This is a genomic window from Synechococcus sp. A15-60, assembly GCF_014280095.1.
Classification (GTDB): Bacteria; Cyanobacteriota; Cyanobacteriia; order PCC-6307; family Cyanobiaceae; genus Synechococcus_C.
The window spans coordinates 160661-175241 of record NZ_CP047933.1 but is presented as its reverse complement, the minus strand read 5'-3'; the positions used below and the strand labels follow the sequence as shown (position 1 = coordinate 175241).

The following is a 14581-nucleotide window of genomic DNA, read 5'->3' as shown; positions in this document are numbered from 1 at the left end:
CTGAAAACTGTCGGTTCAGCAGGCGACGTAAGCCTCCACTTGATCGCTGAGACGACGCAAACCAGCCAGACCGTCACGCTCCAGGTTGCGCACTCGATCACGGCTGATGCCAATCACACGACCGATGCCGGTAAGACTCATCGGGTCCTCGCCGTCCATCCCGTAACGCATCCGCAGCACACGCTCCTGCAGTTCCGGCAGCTGACCCAGCAGATCCCGCAGGTCGCCCTTCAAGCACTCACCCTCCACCTGTTCGCTTGGCAGCTCGCCTTCACCCGCCAGCAGATCCAGCAGCTCGGTGTCATCACCGTCGCCCACCTTCATCTCCAAGCTCACCGGCTGACGCGCCCGGCACATCAGATCCTTCACGTCGTCTTCCGGCAGTTCCACAAACGCCGCCAATTCCGTCACCGATGGTGTGCGGCCCAGCTCCTGACTTAACTCACGCTGGCCTTTCTTCAGCTTGTTCAGCATCTCGGTGATGTGAATCGGTAGCCGGATCGTGCGGCTCTTCTCCGCAATCGCGCGCGTGATCCCCTGACGGATCCACCAGTACGCATAGGTGCTGAACTTGTAGCCCCGAGTCGGGTCGAACTTCTCCACTCCCCGCACCAAACCAATCGTTCCCTCCTGGATCAGATCCAGCAGTTCCATGTTCCGCTTGGTGTATTTCTTGGCGACGCTCACCACCAGGCGCAAATTCGCGGCCACCATCCGCTCCTTGGCACGCCGGCCCGCCTGCAGTTTGCGCTTCAGTTGCACTGGGCTCAATCCCGCCGCCTTGGCCAACTCGGCCGCAGGCACCGGGTCACCGCCACGCTGATCGCTCAATTCCGCTTCCTGCGCTTCCAGATCCATCAGCTCCTGCACCTGACGGCCCAGAGTGATCTCCTGTTGATGGCTCAGCAGCGGCACACGGCCGATGTCCCGCAGATAAGAGCGCACCAGGTCCACGTCGGTGCCGGAAGGACGGACGGCAACAGACTTGGACGACGACCCTTTGGAGGGGGAGGTCTTAGCCGTGGAGGCCTTGGCGGATGCCACACCCTTGGCTGAAATCTTGGCAGCGTTCGCAACGGAAGCAGCGGCGAGAGCGGGAGCCATATCGCTTCTTTGAGTTGTGTGAAGCGTACTCCTAAGAAACGTAAACGTCCTCTCAGAAAAGGGTCGCAGCGAAGAAATGGGTAGAAATACCTGCCCCCTGCAGAAGCTGGGGCCAATGCACCAGAAGCCACTGCGCCGTCTTCAGGTAAATCAGCGTGCCCACCACGTCGGTGCAGGTGGTGATGAAGGGCGTCGACATCAAGGCCGGGTCCAGCCCCATGCGGTTGAACAGCAACGGGAAGCCTGCGCCCGCCGTGGCTGCCAGGGTGGTGATCGCCAGGAGGCTGGTGCCCACGGACAAGCCCACCAACGGACTCTGGCCCCGCCACCAAGCGAACGGCACCACCAGCAGCATCATCAGCAGACCCAGCAGCAGACCGGCCATGGCTTCACGGGCCACAGCCTTGAGCTGCCCCAGAGAGGAGATGCTCTGGGTGCTGAGACCACGGATGACGACCGTGGAGCTCTGGGCGCCGACGTTGCCGCCGGTTCCCGCTAGCAGTGGGATGAAGGCGGCCAGCAACACCACTTCTTTAAGAACGTCTTCGTTGACGGCGATCACCTCGGAGGTGACCAAGCTGGCCACCACCAAAACCGACAGCCACACCACCCGGCGGCGCGCCACGGTGAACAGATTGCTCTGGAAGTAGTCGTCTTCATCGCCCGCTTCCACAGCACCAGCGGCGTAGAGGTCACGGGTGGCTTCCTGCTCGATCACGTCAATCACGTCATCGACGGTAACGATGCCCACGAGGCGCATCTCGCGATCCACCACCGGCACAGCCAGAAAGTCGTAACGCTGAATTGCCCGGGCCACCTCCTCCTGGTCGGTGTCGGTGTTGATGCTCACCACATCCCGGGTCATCACATCACCGATATGGTCCTCCGGGTCCGCGGTGACCAGATCTCGCAACGACAAAATGCCGGTAAGATGCCGCTCAGCATCGGTGACATAGAGGCTGTAGATCGTCTCGGTGTCGCGGGCCCGGCGGCGCACTATTGCCAGCGCCTGCGCCGCGCTGTGGAATTCTTTGAGATCGATGAATTCGGTCGTCATCAGGCGACCAGCGGTCTCACTGGCGTACCCCAGCAGCTGAGCCGTCACTCGGCGCTCCGCCGGGCTGAGCTCCGCGAGCAACCGGCGCACCACCTTGGCGGGAAGCTCATCGAACAAGCGCACCCGATCATCCGGAGACATCTCCTCCACCAACTCCAGCACCTCGCTGGACCGCAGCCGCTCCAGCAGGCTCTGCTGCACCGGAGGCTCGAGATACTCGTACACCTCAATGGCCTCGTCTTTGGGCAGCAAGCGGAAGGCCAGCGCCTGCAGGGTGCGAGGAAGGCTGCCGATCGCTTCGGCGACGTCCACAGGCTGGACCGGAGCCAGCAACAGCTTGACGCCGTCGTAATTGCTGACACTCAGCATGGATTCCAGCTGACGCGCCACCACCTCCACCACCTGCTGCGCCGACGCTGCGCTGCCCGAAGCCTCAGTGAGCAGTGCACTCTCACGGGAGTCCGGTGCCTGATCCATGCCCCGTCTCCAGCGCACCAAAGTGTAGTTCGACCCAAGCCAGTTATCGTCTGCGCCGAACGTTCCCGACCGTCATGGCTCCCAGCATCAGCTCCGTGTCCGTGCGCACCCCCGATGGCAGCGAAAAGTCCCTTGGCGCTTACGCCGGCAAAGTGCTGCTGATCGTGAATGTGGCGAGCCGCTGCGGTTACACCAAGCAGTATTCCGGGCTCCAGGCCCTGCAGGACAAGTACGGCCCTGAAGGCCTGTGCGTTCTCGGCTTCCCCTGCAACGACTTCGGCGCCCAGGAGCCTGGCACTCTGGACGAAATCAAAACGTTCTGCTCCACTACTTTTGGTGCCAGCTTCGAGTTGTTCGACAAGGTGCATGCCAGCGGCAGTACCACAGAGCCTTACACCACCCTCAACACCACCGAGCCCGCCGGCGATGTGGCCTGGAACTTTGAGAAGTTCCTCGTGGGCAAGGATGGCACCGTGATCAACCGCTTCAAAAGCGGTGTGGCACCGGAAGACGCCGAACTCACCGGCGCAATCGAGGCAGCTCTTAAGGCCTGAGCGTTAGGCGCCCAAGCTCGATCAAGCGTCACTCTTTGGGCTCATCGCTCCGGCATTCTTATTGCCGGAGCTTTTTAGTGACCGATGGAACAGCAATAAATCCGATTTTTCACTGGCCTCCACTCATCAGCTGACAAGTCAGTCATCAGCAAAGTGAGCAGCTATCCATAAACCTCTCTTCTTTCCCACATACGGTTGTAGTTGTTGGTTCCTTGCAATCCAAAGGCCGAAAAATTACCTCCTCGTGGCGACAACGGATGCCAGGTCGTCTTGTGAAAAGCAACGATATTTCCGTGGGGCATCACATAGGCAAGGTTTCTTTGACTGTGCATGGGCGTCAAGGGCATGAAATATCCCGGCATCAGATTTGGACTTGGGGTATGAGCAAGAATCGCTTTGCCAAACACCATGGGCCCCGTCGGGCAGGTGGAATTAAGACCGTAAAAGCGCTGGCGACAGTTCTCGAGAACTGCCTTAATGCATTGCTCCAAAACTGGATGCCCCGCTTTGGCAAAGAAAAACCCGTTCTGGCAAGCCGCTAAAAAGCTTGAGGGCGCTGGAGGACCTAGACCAAAATCGTGGAAATAAACCATTTCGATCGACTGGTCCAAAGGCACAAACTCAAGAATCTTGAGCGATAGATCGGCATACCATCCGCCGTAACGATGAAGGATGCAGTACCGAGCCAAATCAGCCTTAAACGCCAATGGCTTGAGCAAGTCGTAAGCCTGGAGCACATCCTGCCCATAGTGATCGGCGAGAAATTGATGAATCGCGTCACCGCGCCAAAGGCAGTACTGGTAGTCACCAAACAGATCTCTTGCTTCAGTCGACACCCGATGCAATGCAATCGGCAACTCTTCTCGGACATCGAGAGACAGAAAAATCTGATGAAAGGCGCGATTTTCAGGAATCACCATGGATCACGCACGATCACGCTGAAAGCCACCCAGCAAGCGTCCAACCCAGAAGCCAAGGGCTGCGCCGCCGAGGCCCAGCCCAAAGGTGAGCCCGATCAAACCAACAGCCGCCCAAGGCTGACCTGTGCTGATCAGATCAACGCTGTTCACCATCCAGCTGCTGAAAGTGGTGAAGGCGCCGCAAAAACCAACGCCAATCAGCAGCTGCAGGCGGGGCCCACTGGGCAAACCCAACAGCAGTCCAAGAATCAAGGCCCCGAGCACATTGGCCAGCACGTCGCGATCGTGAAGCGCAGCACCAAGCTGCCAGCGCAACAGCGCCCCCGGCACGGCACCGGCGGCGACCAACAGCAGCTGCTGCAACTCGTCGCGCATCGACAGGGTCTTGTCAGCCATCGGTCAGCCCCAATCCATAGCCCGCTGCCGCAACGAGCAAACCGCCCATCACCGAACCAGCCCCAAGCAGCAGGGCTTCCCCCCAGCGGCGATCGCGCAGGGTATTGAGCACATCCACGGCAAAGGTGGAGAAGGTGCTGAGGCTGCCGAAGAAACCCACACCGATCAGCAGGATCAACGGGGAGATACCAGCCGAAGGAACGCAGCGGCCGGACCGTTGAAGACCCAGCACCAACCCCAAAGCGAAGGCGGCGGTGAGATTGACCAACAACGTGCCCCAGTGCTTGCGCGGCACCATCGGCTCGAGGTGGTTGACCACCCGCAGACGCAACCAGGCTCCGGGAATCGCTCCGATCCCGACCAACACCGCCTGACGGAAGGTGGCATCCACCGCAGCGAGCTCAGCCATGGATCCATCCGCGCTGCCCATCCACAGCCATGGGCAAAGCTGAGCCACTGGATACTTTCACCTGAATCCAGTCACGGCCATCATCGCTGCGCCAGTGGCGCAGCAAATGCAGAGGTGTGCCCACCTCAAGGCGACGCAATGCCGGGGCCGCCACGCGCGGGCTGGCCTGCAACACCCAACGATCACCGCTGAGTAGCGACCCACCGGCCTGGTGACGACGCACCTGCGGCAAGCGGCGCTCCGCACCGCCCGCCGGAAGAGCAGCAGGACCGAGCAGCGCTACGCCAAGCAACCAGCTCCAGCGCAGCATCGCGGCAGCTGAGCGATTCATCAAATGTCGAGCGCTGTCATGTCGAGCTCAGCGCTGTGGGTTTCGATGAACTCGCGGCGGGGAGCCACCTTGTCGCCCATCAGGATCGTGAAGATGCGATCCGCTTCCAGAGCGTCTTCGATCTCCACCCGCTTCATGGTGCGGGTAGTGGGATCCATCGTAGTTTCCCACAATTGCTGGGGCATCATTTCACCCAGACCCTTAAATCGCTGGATGTTGTAGTTGGCTTTCTCACCGAACCCGTCGATGGTTTTCTGCAACTCGGATTCGTTGTAGCAGTAATTGTGCTTCTTACCTCGCTCCACTTTGTAGAGGGGCGGACAAGCAATATAGATGTAGCCACCTTCCACCAACTCCTTTTGATAGCGATAGAAGAATGTGAGCAGCAGGGTGCGAATGTGCGCGCCATCCACATCGGCGTCGGTCATGATCACGACGCGGTGATAACGCAGATTCTTCACATCAAAGTCTTCTCCTTTGATGCCCAAACCAAGAGCTGTAATGAGCGCCTGAATCTCGGTATTCTTGTAGATCTTAGCGTCATCGGTTTTCTCGATGTTGAGGATCTTGCCGCGCAAAGGAAGGATTGCCTGGAAACGCCGATCCCGACCCTGTTTGGCGGATCCACCAGCGGAGTCGCCCTCCACGATGTAGATCTCGGATTCGGACGGATCGCGTGAGCTGCAATCGGCCAATTTGCCTGGCAAAGTTGAACTTTCCAGCACGCTCTTGCGGCGCACCAGCTCGCGGGCACGGCGAGCAGCTTCAGCGGCGTTGAAGGCCTGGATCGCCTTCTCCAGGATCATGTCGATCACGCCCGGATTGAATTCCAGGTATTGGCTCAAAGCCTCACCCACCAGGCTGTCGACGATGCCGCGAACCTCGGTGTTGCCCAGCTTCGTTTTGGTCTGGCCTTCAAATTCAGGCTCCGGCACCTTGACCGAGAGCACGGCGGTAAGGCCCTCGCGGATGTTCTCTCCAGCGAGATTGGAATCGGAATCCTTGCGCTTGCCGCGCTTGCGGGCAAAGGTGTTGAGCGTGCGGGTGAGCACGGTCTTCAGACCCTCGATGTGAGTGCCGCCATCGACGGTGCGGATGTTGTTAGCAAAGCCGAGGATGCTGTCGGAGTAAGCATCCACGCACCACTGCAGTGCCGCTTCGACGGAAACGCCATCCTTTTCGGCGTTCACATAAATGATCTCGGGATGCAGAGCATCTTTCTCGGCATTCATGTAAGCGACATATTCCTTGATGCCGCCTTCGTAGAAGTAGACCTCCTCGTGGGCGTTGCCTTCGGCATCGCGTGCCGACTCGCGCTCATCGCGGAACACGATGCGAACCCCACCGTTGAGGTAAGCCAGCTCGCGCAATCGGGCCGAAAGAGTGGCGTAATCAAAAACGATGCCGCCCGTGAAGATCTCAATATCGGGCTTGAAGCGCACACTGGTGCCAGTGCGCCCGCCTTCATCGGCCGGTTGGTCTTCCGAGGCCAAGCTGCCGATCGGAGCACCCCGCTCAAAGCGCTGGCGATGCAGCTTCGACTGCCGGCGAACGGTGACTTCTACCCATTCACTCAAGGCATTCACCACCGAAACGCCAACGCCGTGCAGGCCGCCAGACACCTTGTAACCACCGGCGCCGAACTTGCCGCCGGCGTGCAGCACGGTGAGCACCGTTTCCAGCGCACTTTTGCCCGTGCGCGGGTGCACATCGGTGGGAATACCACGACCATTGTCAGTGATGCAGGCAGAGCCGTCCTGAGCCAGCACCACCTGGATTTCGTTGCAGTGCCCCGCCAACGCTTCATCGACGGAGTTATCCACCACCTCGTACACCAGGTGATGCAAACCCCTCGGCCCCGTGGAGCCGATGTACATCCCAGGGCGTTTGCGGACGGGCTCAAGACCCTCCAGCACCTGAATCTGTTCGGCACCGTAGGCCGCCTGTACTTTCGCGGCTTCGCTCATGCGCTTTCGGTCGGCCAGGCTTCCTGTCAGGCTGAATTTACCACCGGCGCAACAGAGGCGCTCACAGAGGCCTCTCAGACGTCATTTTTTGCAGGGGTGCACCCCCTTTTCACTCGATGCCCGACTCCAGCCCACCTGCAGCGCCCGATGCAGCGCTGGATCCACCACTGGTGGTGGTGCTGCTCGGACCCACCGCCAGCGGCAAGACGGCATTGGCCCTGGAGCTGGCGGAACGCTTCGAACTGGAGATCCTCAACATCGATTCACGCCAGCTTTACGCCGAGATGGATGTGGGCACAGCCAAGCCCACCGCCGCCCAGCAGGCGCGCGTCCCCCATCACCTGCTGGATCTGCGACGCCCCGATCAACCGATCACCCTGCAGGAGTTCCAGCAGGAAGCCAATGAAGCGATCAACGGCAGCCTGCAACAACGCGGCATGGCCTTCCTGGTGGGGGGCAGCGGTTTGTATTTGAAGGCTCTCACCAGTGGCCTGCGCCCTCCGGCCGTTCCACCCCAGCCCGCGCTGCGACAGCAGCTGGCCAACCTGGGCCAATCGGTCTGCCATCAATTGCTGCAGGAAGCCGACCCCGCCGCCGGCCAACGCATCGCCGCGGCGGATGCCGTGCGCACCCAGCGAGCCCTGGAGGTGCTTTATGCGACAGGCCAGCCGATGAGCAAGCAGACCAGCGCCGAGCCACCACCCTGGCGGGTGCTGGAACTGGGCCTGAACCCGGCGGATCTGCGCCAGCGCATCAGCCAGCGCACTGAACAGCTGTATGCGGGTGGCCTGCTGGAGGAGACCCGTCAACTCAAGGAGCGCTACGGCGCCGCGCTGCCATTGCTGCAAACCATCGGCTACGGCGAAGCCCTGCAAGTGCTGGATGGCCGCCTCAATCAGGACCGGGCCATTCATCAGACCACCCAACGCACCCAGCAATTCGCCAAACGCCAGCGCACCTGGTTCCGGCGTCAGCACCAACCGCATTGGCTGGGAGATGCTGATGCCCTTAAGGAAGCCACCCAGCTGATCGAGGCGGGTCTAGGGTGATGCTTACAACATTGCTTGGCTGATTGTGGCCAAGCCGCCCTTGCTCCCACTGAATGCCACCACGTCCTCGTTTTGACCGCCGCGCTCCCGTCCGGGAGCTTCCCAACATCAACGAACGCATCAATTACCCCCAATTGCGGGTGGTCGATGCTGATGGCACCCAGCTCGGGGTGATCGACCGGGAACAGGCTCTGGCCGTGGCACAGGAGCGAGAGCTCGACCTGGTGTTGGTGAGCGAGAAGGCCGATCCGCCGGTGTGCCGGATCATGGATTACGGCAAATACAAATTCGAACAGGAAAAGAAAGCCAAGGAGGCCAAGAAGAAGTCGCACCAGACCGAAGTGAAGGAGGTCAAGATGCGCTACAAGATCGACCAGCACGACTACGACGTGCGGATCGGTCAGGCCCAGCGCTTTCTCAAGGCTGGCGACAAGGTGAAGTGCACAGTGATTTTCCGCGGCCGCGAGATTCAGCACACCGCTTTGGCTGAAACGCTGCTGCGCCGCATGGCCAAAGACCTGGAGGAACCGGCCGAGATCCAGCAGCCTCCCAAACGGGAAGGCCGCAACATGATCATGTTCCTCACACCTCGCAAAACGCCTCTGGTGAAAAAAGACGACAAAGACGACGTGGCGAACAAAGCGGTGCGCACGATCACCGCACCCCCACGCGCCGTGCGCACCGTGGGCAAACCCAGCAACAACGGCTGATCAGGCCACCCCAAGTGCGTCCTTCAACAGCCGCCAGCCCGCGCTGGCGGCTTTGTCGTGAAAGGCAGCGCGGGCGTCACACATGAAGCCGTGATCAGCGCCGGCAAAGCTGATTGCGCGCAGGCGTCGTCCTTCTGGATCGGCAACCTGCAAGGCCGCTTCAATCGCGGCGCGATCGCTGGCGGGAATCAGCGGATCGTCGAGGCCGAATAAGCAAGTGAACGCGCCTGTGACCTGCGGCAAGAGCTCGAGGGTGGGAGCGCCACCACCGGGCCGCCCCTGCACCACACCAGCTCCGTAAAACGCAAAGCTGCGGGCCACCTCCGGCAGGGTGGCGGCCAGCCAAGTTGCATGCCCCCCGAAACAGAACCCCACCACGGTGATCTCCAGATTCGGAGCCTCCAGGGTGCGCCGGAGCCAAGCGATCGCCGTCTGCAGGTCGGCCAGAAGTTCATCGGCCTGGGTGGCGTTTTTGTGCTCCCGCCCCTGCGCGAGTTGCATCTCGCCATAACCGAGATCGAGCTGAGGAGCCGTGCGTGCGAACAGGGGCATCGCCAGGGCAGGTACGCCCATGGACGCGAAGCGATCGGCCACGGAGCGCACCCAAGCATTCACACCAAACACTTCGGGAAGCACCAAGACGGCACGTTTATGTTCCTTTCTCGTACCGCTCTGGTTACTATTTCGTCTCGTCATCACCTTATCGCCACGCAACGACTTGGGCAGCGACCACCAGCAGCGCAAGGGCACTGGCCCCCCATCCACCACGCACCAACGGGACTCGATTTCCGGTGTGACGGGAACTGGCATAGGGACACTGACCACCCAGCCAATTGTCACCGAGCCGTTCACTCCTTATGGTGGCCGCATCTTGATCCGGCCCACCGGCGTGCGATTCCACATCCAGCAGGAAAGCGATATCCCCGCGTCGACCCAGCTGTACAACCAGATCTGTTTCGCCATTGCCGCCAGGCACTACCCCCCGGGTCATCGCCTGCCTAGCACCCGTCAGCTGGCGATGCAGACCGGACTGCACCGCAACACGATCAGCAAGGTGTACCGCCAGCTGGAAACCGATGGCGTGGTGGAAGCCATGGCCGGCTCGGGCATCTACGTGCGCGACCAGCAGAAGCCGCGGGAGATCCGCTCGCCGATGACCATGCGCAACCGCGGGGTCACCGACATCGACCGGGAGGTGCGCAAGTGCGTGGATGGACTCCTAAATGCCGGCTGCACCCTGCAGCAGACCCGCGACCTGCTCACCCGTGAAATCGACTGGCGCCTGCGCTGCGGCGCCCGCGTGCTGGTGAGCACCCCCCGGGAAGACATCGGTGCCTCGATGTTGATCGCCGAAGAGCTGGAGCCCTGCCTGGACGTGCCTGTGGAGGTGGTGCCAATGGAGGAGCTGGAAAGCGTGCTGGACAGCGCCAGCAACGGCACGGTTGTGACCAGCCGCTACTTCCTGCAACCCGTGGAGGAACTGGCCAAAAAACACGGCGTGCGAGCTGTGGCCGTCGACCTCAACGACTTCCGCGGCGAGTTGGCCATGCTCAAGGAGCTGCGCCAAGGCAGCTGCGTAGGCCTGGTGAGCATCAGCCCCGGCATCCTGCGCGCTGCGGAGGTGATCCTGCACAGCATGCGCGGCAACGAACTGCTGCTAATGACCGCAACACCCGATGTGCAGAGCCGCCTGCTGGCCCTACTGCGGGCCTCCAGTCACGTGCTGTGCGATCGCCCGAGCATGCCCCTAGTGGAGCAGAGCCTGCGCCAAAACCGCTCCCAGCTGATGCGCATGCCCCAAGTGCACTGCGCCGAGAGCTACCTGAGCAGCGACACGATCGAGCAGCTGCGCAAGGAGATTGGTCTCCAAACCAGCTGAGCACTGCCAGCTGCCACAATGACGCCCTTCAGTGCTGAAAGCGCGGCGCCCAGGCATGCTTAACCACCTCCGCGCCGACCTGGCGATCATCCGTGAACGGGACCCCGCAGCGCGTGGGCCGCTGGAAATCCTGCTCTGCTATCCAGGCTTCCAAGCCCTGACGCTGCACCGCCTCAGCCACCGGCTGTGGCGCTCAAGGCTGCCTCTTAAGCTGCCCGCCCGCCTGCTCAGCCAACTGGGGCGGGGACTCACCGGCGTGGAGATCCACCCGGGCGCCACCATCGGCCACGGGGTGTTCATCGACCATGGCATGGGCGTCGTGATCGGCGAAACCGCCGAGGTGGGCGACCGCTGCCTGCTGTATCAGGGCGTCACCCTGGGCGGTACGGGCAAAGATCACGGCAAACGGCACCCCACGCTTGCCAACAACGTGGTGATCGGTGCCGGCGCCAAGGTGCTTGGCGCTATTGAAGTGGGCGCCAACACTCGCGTCGGCGCGGGATCCGTGGTGGTGCGCAACGTGGCAGCTGACTGCACGGTGGTGGGTATCCCCGGCCGGGTGGTCCACCAAAGCGGCGTGCGCATCAATCCTCTGGCCCACTCAGCGCTGCCCGATGCTGAAGCCAACGTGATCCGCAACCTGATGGAGCGGATCGATCAGCTAGAGGGCCAGGTGCGCAGCCTGCAGGACAACCTCAGAACAATGGCCGCTGCCAACGGCAGCACCCTGCGCGAAGTGCGAAGCGGCAAAGCCCAGAACCTCAAAGACCGGGAGATCCTGGAGTTTTTGGGGGACTGAGCCAATCGGTTTGGTGAGCGGGGCCTCATCACATACCCCGCTCACAAAACCAAATCAGGCCGTTGCGGTCTGCCCCTTTGTCTGACCAGCAGGAGGGGCGGGCTGGAACATGAACATCGAATAGATCACGTTGCGACGCATGTTGGTCATCATGTCGAGGAACATGTCGTAGCCCTCATTCTTGTATTCAATCAAGGGATCTTTCTGACCGTAACCACGCAGGCCCACGGATTCACGCAGGGCATCCATCGCCTGCAGATGTTCACGCCAGAGCGTATCGATCTGCTGAAGGATGAAGAAGCGTTCCGCCTCTCGCATCAAGCCAGGACGCTGCTGCTCAATCTGACCCTCCTTGAGGTCGTAGGCATTGCGCAGTTGCTCCTGCAGGAACGCCTTGAGCTCCTCCATCGACAGACCCTGCAGCTGTTCGGGCTTGAGGTCTTCCAGCAGATAGACAAACTCCTGAACCTTGCTCACCAGTTGCGCCACATCCCACTCTTCCGGCGGCAGATCGGGATTCACATAGGCCTCCACGATTTCGTTCATGGTGCGTTCGCCGTAGCCCACCACCTGCTTCTTGAGCTCTCGGCCATCGAGTACTCGGCGACGCTCGGAATACACCGCCTTGCGCTGGTTGTTCATCACCTCGTCGTACTCAAACACCTGCTTGCGGATGTCGTAGTAATACGTCTCCACCTTTTTCTGAGCCCCTTCCAAAGAGCGGGTGAGCATGCCGGATTCAATCGGCATGTCTTCCTCCACCCGGAACGCATTCATCAGTCCGGCCACACGATCACCGCCGAAAATGCGCAGCAGGTTGTCGCCCAGTGACAGGAAGAAACGCGTGGAGCCCGGGTCGCCCTGACGGCCGGCACGACCGCGCAGCTGGTTGTCGACCCGGCGGGATTCGTGGCGCTCGGTGCCGATCACGTGCAGACCGCCGGCGTCACGCACCCGTTCATCCTCCTGCTTCACCACCACGTCGTATTCCCCCTTCACTCGGGCGATGGCCGTGCGCAAAGCTGCAATCTGCGGATCCTCGGTGGGGGCCTTCTCCGCAGCGGTGGCAATGCGGTCTTCCAGTTCAATCACCGAAAGGGCGCGATCCCCCCAAGCCTTGACCAGATCACGGGCCAGATCCACCAGGGCTTGATCGGTGCCGTCCGTGAGCTGGCAGGGATAGAGATTGCCGATAGCGCGGGCCTCGCTGGGGGCATTGCCATGCGGTCCGGTTGAAGGGGCTGGCTTGGCTGCAAAACCACTGGCCGCCTCCGCGCTGCGCTGCAAAGGCACCGGCGGACGATGGCCCTCCTCGGGGCGCACCAGACGCGACAGCAGCACTTCTCGCAACTTCAGACGGGCCATGTAATCGCTGTTGCCCCCAAGAATGATGTCGGTGCCACGACCAGCCATGTTGGTGGCGATGGTGACGGCACCGGAACGCCCCGCTTGGGCGACGATCTCGGCCTCACGCTCCACGTTTTCGGGCTTGGCGTTCAGCAGGTTGTGGGGAATGTTCTGCTCCGCCAGCAGGGCGCTGAGCAGCTCACTCTTCTCCACGCTGGTGGTACCCACCAGCACCGGCCGACCCTGCTGGTGGATGTCGGCGGTTTCCTTGGCCACCGCACGCCATTTGGCTTCTTCGGTTTTGTACACCTGATCCACCCAGTCCTGACGGGCGCGCACCCGGTTGGTGGGCACGATGGTGGTCTCGAGCTTGTAGGTCTTCTCGAATTCGGTTTCCTCGGTCTTGGCCGTGCCGGTCATGCCGGCCAGACGCGGGTAGAGCAGAAAGAAGTTTTGATAGGTGATCGAGGCCAGCGTCTGGGTTTCCGGCTGGATGGGCAGCTGCTCTTTGGCTTCAATAGCCTGGTGCTGGCCATCACTCCAGCGGCGCCCCGGCATCACCCGGCCGGTGAACTCATCGACGATCACCGCTTCGCCATTGCGGACGATGTAGTTCACATCCCGGGTGAACAGGTCTTTGGCCTTGAGAGCATTGGTGATGTAGTGGGCCCAAGGGTCCTGGGGGTCGTAGAGATCGCTAACGCCAATCATCTGCTCAGCCTTGGCGAAGCCTTCATCGGTGAGTGTGCAGCTGCGCTGCTTTTCATCCACCTCGTAGTCGCCTTCGGGATCGATGCCGTCCTTACCCATTTCTTCGGCCCGGGTGAGATAGGAGGCCACCTCTGCTGCTTTCTGGTATTTCTCCTGGGGCCGTTCCACCTGACCGGAAATGATCAGAGGTGTGCGGGCCTCATCGATCAGGATCGAATCGACCTCGTCGATCACACAGAACTGGAACTCCCGCTGCACCACCTCAGTGATGTCAGCAGCCATGTTGTCGCGCAGGTAATCGAACCCCAGCTCTGAGTTGGTGGCATAGGTGATGTCGCAGCCGTAGTTGCTGCGCCGCTCCGCCGGCGCCATGTCCTGCTGGATCAAACCGACGGACAGGCCGAGGAAACGATGCACCTGACCCATCCACTCCGCGTCGCGGCGGGCCAGATAGTCGTTCACGGTCACCACGTGAACGCCGCGGCCGGTGAGCGCATTGAGGTAGCTGGGAAGGGTGGCCACCAGGGTCTTGCCTTCGCCGGTCTTCATCTCGGCGATCTGCCCCTCATGCAGCACCATGCCGCCGATCAGCTGCACGTCGAAGTGGCGCATGCCCAGAACCCGCTTGCCGGCTTCACGCACCACTGCAAACGCTTCCGGCAACAGCTCATCCAGCACCGGACGCTGCTTGTCGAGCGTGCCGGCATTCTCGAGACGCTGCCGGAACTCGGCGGTGCGCCGACGTAGGTCGTCGTCGCTGAGGGGGGCAATCTCCTCTTCGAGCAGATTGATGTCTGAAACGATCGGCTGATAGCGCTTCAGCTTGCGGGCATTGGGGTCACCCAACAGCAGCTTGAGCATGGAAGGCGCC

The 14581-nt window shown here is 61.3% G+C and carries 14 protein-coding genes; 5 read left to right on the top strand and 9 right to left on the bottom strand.

Annotated features, from left to right (window positions below; genetic code table 11):
* Positions 1–15: 15 nt before the first annotated feature.
* Both SynA1560_RS00775 and mgtE read right to left on the bottom strand, forming a co-directional pair.
* Complete coding sequence (locus tag SynA1560_RS00775; protein ID WP_255477004.1) at positions 16–1104, bottom strand: RpoD/SigA family RNA polymerase sigma factor; 1089 nt, start codon at positions 1102–1104, stop codon at positions 16–18.
* A 52-nt stretch (positions 1105–1156) separates the two neighbouring features.
* Positions 1157–2638: a magnesium transporter gene (gene mgtE, locus SynA1560_RS00770; protein WP_255477003.1), complete on the bottom strand. Its 1482-nt coding sequence runs from the start codon at positions 2636–2638 to the stop codon at positions 1157–1159.
* Positions 2639–2712: 74 nt separating this feature from the next.
* Between mgtE and SynA1560_RS00765 the strand changes: the two genes are divergently transcribed.
* On the top strand, positions 2713–3192 hold the full coding sequence (locus tag SynA1560_RS00765) for a glutathione peroxidase (protein ID WP_186469850.1): 480 nt from the start codon (positions 2713–2715) through the stop codon (positions 3190–3192).
* A 161-nt stretch (positions 3193–3353) separates the two neighbouring features.
* Here SynA1560_RS00765 and SynA1560_RS00760 read toward each other — a convergent pair whose 3' ends face one another.
* From SynA1560_RS00760 to gyrB, 5 genes are read right to left on the bottom strand one after another with little or no spacing between them, the layout of a single operon-like run.
* Positions 3354–4112, bottom strand: coding sequence for a glycosyltransferase family 32 protein (locus SynA1560_RS00760; RefSeq protein ID WP_186500922.1), 759 nt, complete (start codon positions 4110–4112; stop codon positions 3354–3356).
* A gap of 3 nt (positions 4113–4115) precedes the next feature.
* Entirely contained in the window at positions 4116–4508 is a 393-nt protein-coding gene (locus tag SynA1560_RS00755) for a CrcB family protein (protein ID WP_186500921.1), read from the bottom strand.
* On the bottom strand, positions 4501–4917 hold the full coding sequence (locus tag SynA1560_RS00750; RefSeq protein ID WP_186500920.1) for a CrcB family protein: 417 nt from the start codon (positions 4915–4917) through the stop codon (positions 4501–4503). The genes SynA1560_RS00755 and SynA1560_RS00750 overlap by 8 nt, the downstream gene beginning before the upstream one ends.
* Positions 4910–5248, bottom strand: coding sequence for an SH3 domain-containing protein (locus tag SynA1560_RS00745; protein ID WP_186500919.1), 339 nt, complete (start codon positions 5246–5248; stop codon positions 4910–4912). Before SynA1560_RS00745 ends, SynA1560_RS00750 begins: the two co-directional genes overlap by 8 nt.
* On the bottom strand, positions 5248–7215 hold the full coding sequence (gene gyrB / locus SynA1560_RS00740; protein WP_186500918.1) for a DNA topoisomerase (ATP-hydrolyzing) subunit B: 1968 nt from the start codon (positions 7213–7215) through the stop codon (positions 5248–5250). Before gyrB ends, SynA1560_RS00745 begins: the two co-directional genes overlap by 1 nt.
* 116 nt (positions 7216–7331) lie before the next feature.
* Between gyrB and miaA the strand changes: the two genes are divergently transcribed.
* Complete coding sequence (miaA, locus tag SynA1560_RS00735; RefSeq protein WP_186500917.1) at positions 7332–8264, top strand: tRNA (adenosine(37)-N6)-dimethylallyltransferase MiaA; 933 nt, start codon at positions 7332–7334, stop codon at positions 8262–8264.
* A gap of 53 nt (positions 8265–8317) precedes the next feature.
* The gene (gene infC, locus SynA1560_RS00730) at positions 8318–8974 is read left to right on the top strand and encodes a translation initiation factor IF-3 (protein ID WP_186469844.1); all 657 of its coding nucleotides are present in this window, start codon (positions 8318–8320) and stop codon (positions 8972–8974) included.
* Here infC and SynA1560_RS00725 read toward each other — a convergent pair whose 3' ends face one another.
* Complete coding sequence (locus tag SynA1560_RS00725; RefSeq protein ID WP_186500916.1) at positions 8975–9784, bottom strand: dienelactone hydrolase family protein; 810 nt, start codon at positions 9782–9784, stop codon at positions 8975–8977.
* 79 nt (positions 9785–9863) lie between these two features.
* On the opposite strand from SynA1560_RS00725, the gene SynA1560_RS00720 reads away from it, so the two are divergent.
* Together SynA1560_RS00720 and cysE are read left to right on the top strand one after the other, a co-directional pair.
* Complete coding sequence (locus SynA1560_RS00720) at positions 9864–10853, top strand: GntR family transcriptional regulator (RefSeq protein WP_186500915.1); 990 nt, start codon at positions 9864–9866, stop codon at positions 10851–10853.
* 55 nt (positions 10854–10908) lie between these two features.
* Positions 10909–11652, top strand: coding sequence for a serine O-acetyltransferase (gene cysE, locus SynA1560_RS00715; protein ID WP_186469841.1), 744 nt, complete (start codon positions 10909–10911; stop codon positions 11650–11652).
* A 54-nt stretch (positions 11653–11706) separates the two neighbouring features.
* Here cysE and secA read toward each other — a convergent pair whose 3' ends face one another.
* A complete protein-coding gene (gene secA, locus SynA1560_RS00710) occupies positions 11707–14571 on the bottom strand; it encodes a preprotein translocase subunit SecA (RefSeq protein WP_186500914.1) in 2865 nt (954 codons plus the stop codon).
* Positions 14572–14581 lie beyond the last annotated feature (10 nt).

What these genes read in the sequence shown, in the direction of transcription:
- SynA1560_RS00775 (WP_255477004.1), bottom strand. Translation starts at nt 1,104, where the DNA reads ATGGCTCCCGCTCTCGCCGCTGCTTCCGTTGCGAACGCTGCCAAGATT.
- mgtE (WP_255477003.1), bottom strand. Translation starts at nt 2,638, where the DNA reads ATGGATCAGGCACCGGACTCCCGTGAGAGTGCACTGCTCACTGAGGCT.
- SynA1560_RS00765 (WP_186469850.1), top strand. Translation starts at nt 2,713, where the DNA reads ATGGCTCCCAGCATCAGCTCCGTGTCCGTGCGCACCCCCGATGGCAGC.
- SynA1560_RS00760 (WP_186500922.1), bottom strand. Translation starts at nt 4,112, where the DNA reads ATGGTGATTCCTGAAAATCGCGCCTTTCATCAGATTTTTCTGTCTCTC.
- SynA1560_RS00755 (WP_186500921.1), bottom strand. Translation starts at nt 4,508, where the DNA reads ATGGCTGACAAGACCCTGTCGATGCGCGACGAGTTGCAGCAGCTGCTG.
- SynA1560_RS00750 (WP_186500920.1), bottom strand. Translation starts at nt 4,917, where the DNA reads ATGGCTGAGCTCGCTGCGGTGGATGCCACCTTCCGTCAGGCGGTGTTG.
- SynA1560_RS00745 (WP_186500919.1), bottom strand. Translation starts at nt 5,248, where the DNA reads ATGAATCGCTCAGCTGCCGCGATGCTGCGCTGGAGCTGGTTGCTTGGC.
- gyrB (WP_186500918.1), bottom strand. Translation starts at nt 7,215, where the DNA reads ATGAGCGAAGCCGCGAAAGTACAGGCGGCCTACGGTGCCGAACAGATT.
- miaA (WP_186500917.1), top strand. Translation starts at nt 7,332, where the DNA reads ATGCCCGACTCCAGCCCACCTGCAGCGCCCGATGCAGCGCTGGATCCA.
- infC (WP_186469844.1), top strand. Translation starts at nt 8,318, where the DNA reads ATGCCACCACGTCCTCGTTTTGACCGCCGCGCTCCCGTCCGGGAGCTT.
- SynA1560_RS00725 (WP_186500916.1), bottom strand. Translation starts at nt 9,784, where the DNA reads ATGCCAGTTCCCGTCACACCGGAAATCGAGTCCCGTTGGTGCGTGGTG.
- cysE (WP_186469841.1), top strand. Translation starts at nt 10,909, where the DNA reads ATGCTTAACCACCTCCGCGCCGACCTGGCGATCATCCGTGAACGGGAC.
- secA (WP_186500914.1), bottom strand. Translation starts at nt 14,571, where the DNA reads ATGCTCAAGCTGCTGTTGGGTGACCCCAATGCCCGCAAGCTGAAGCGC.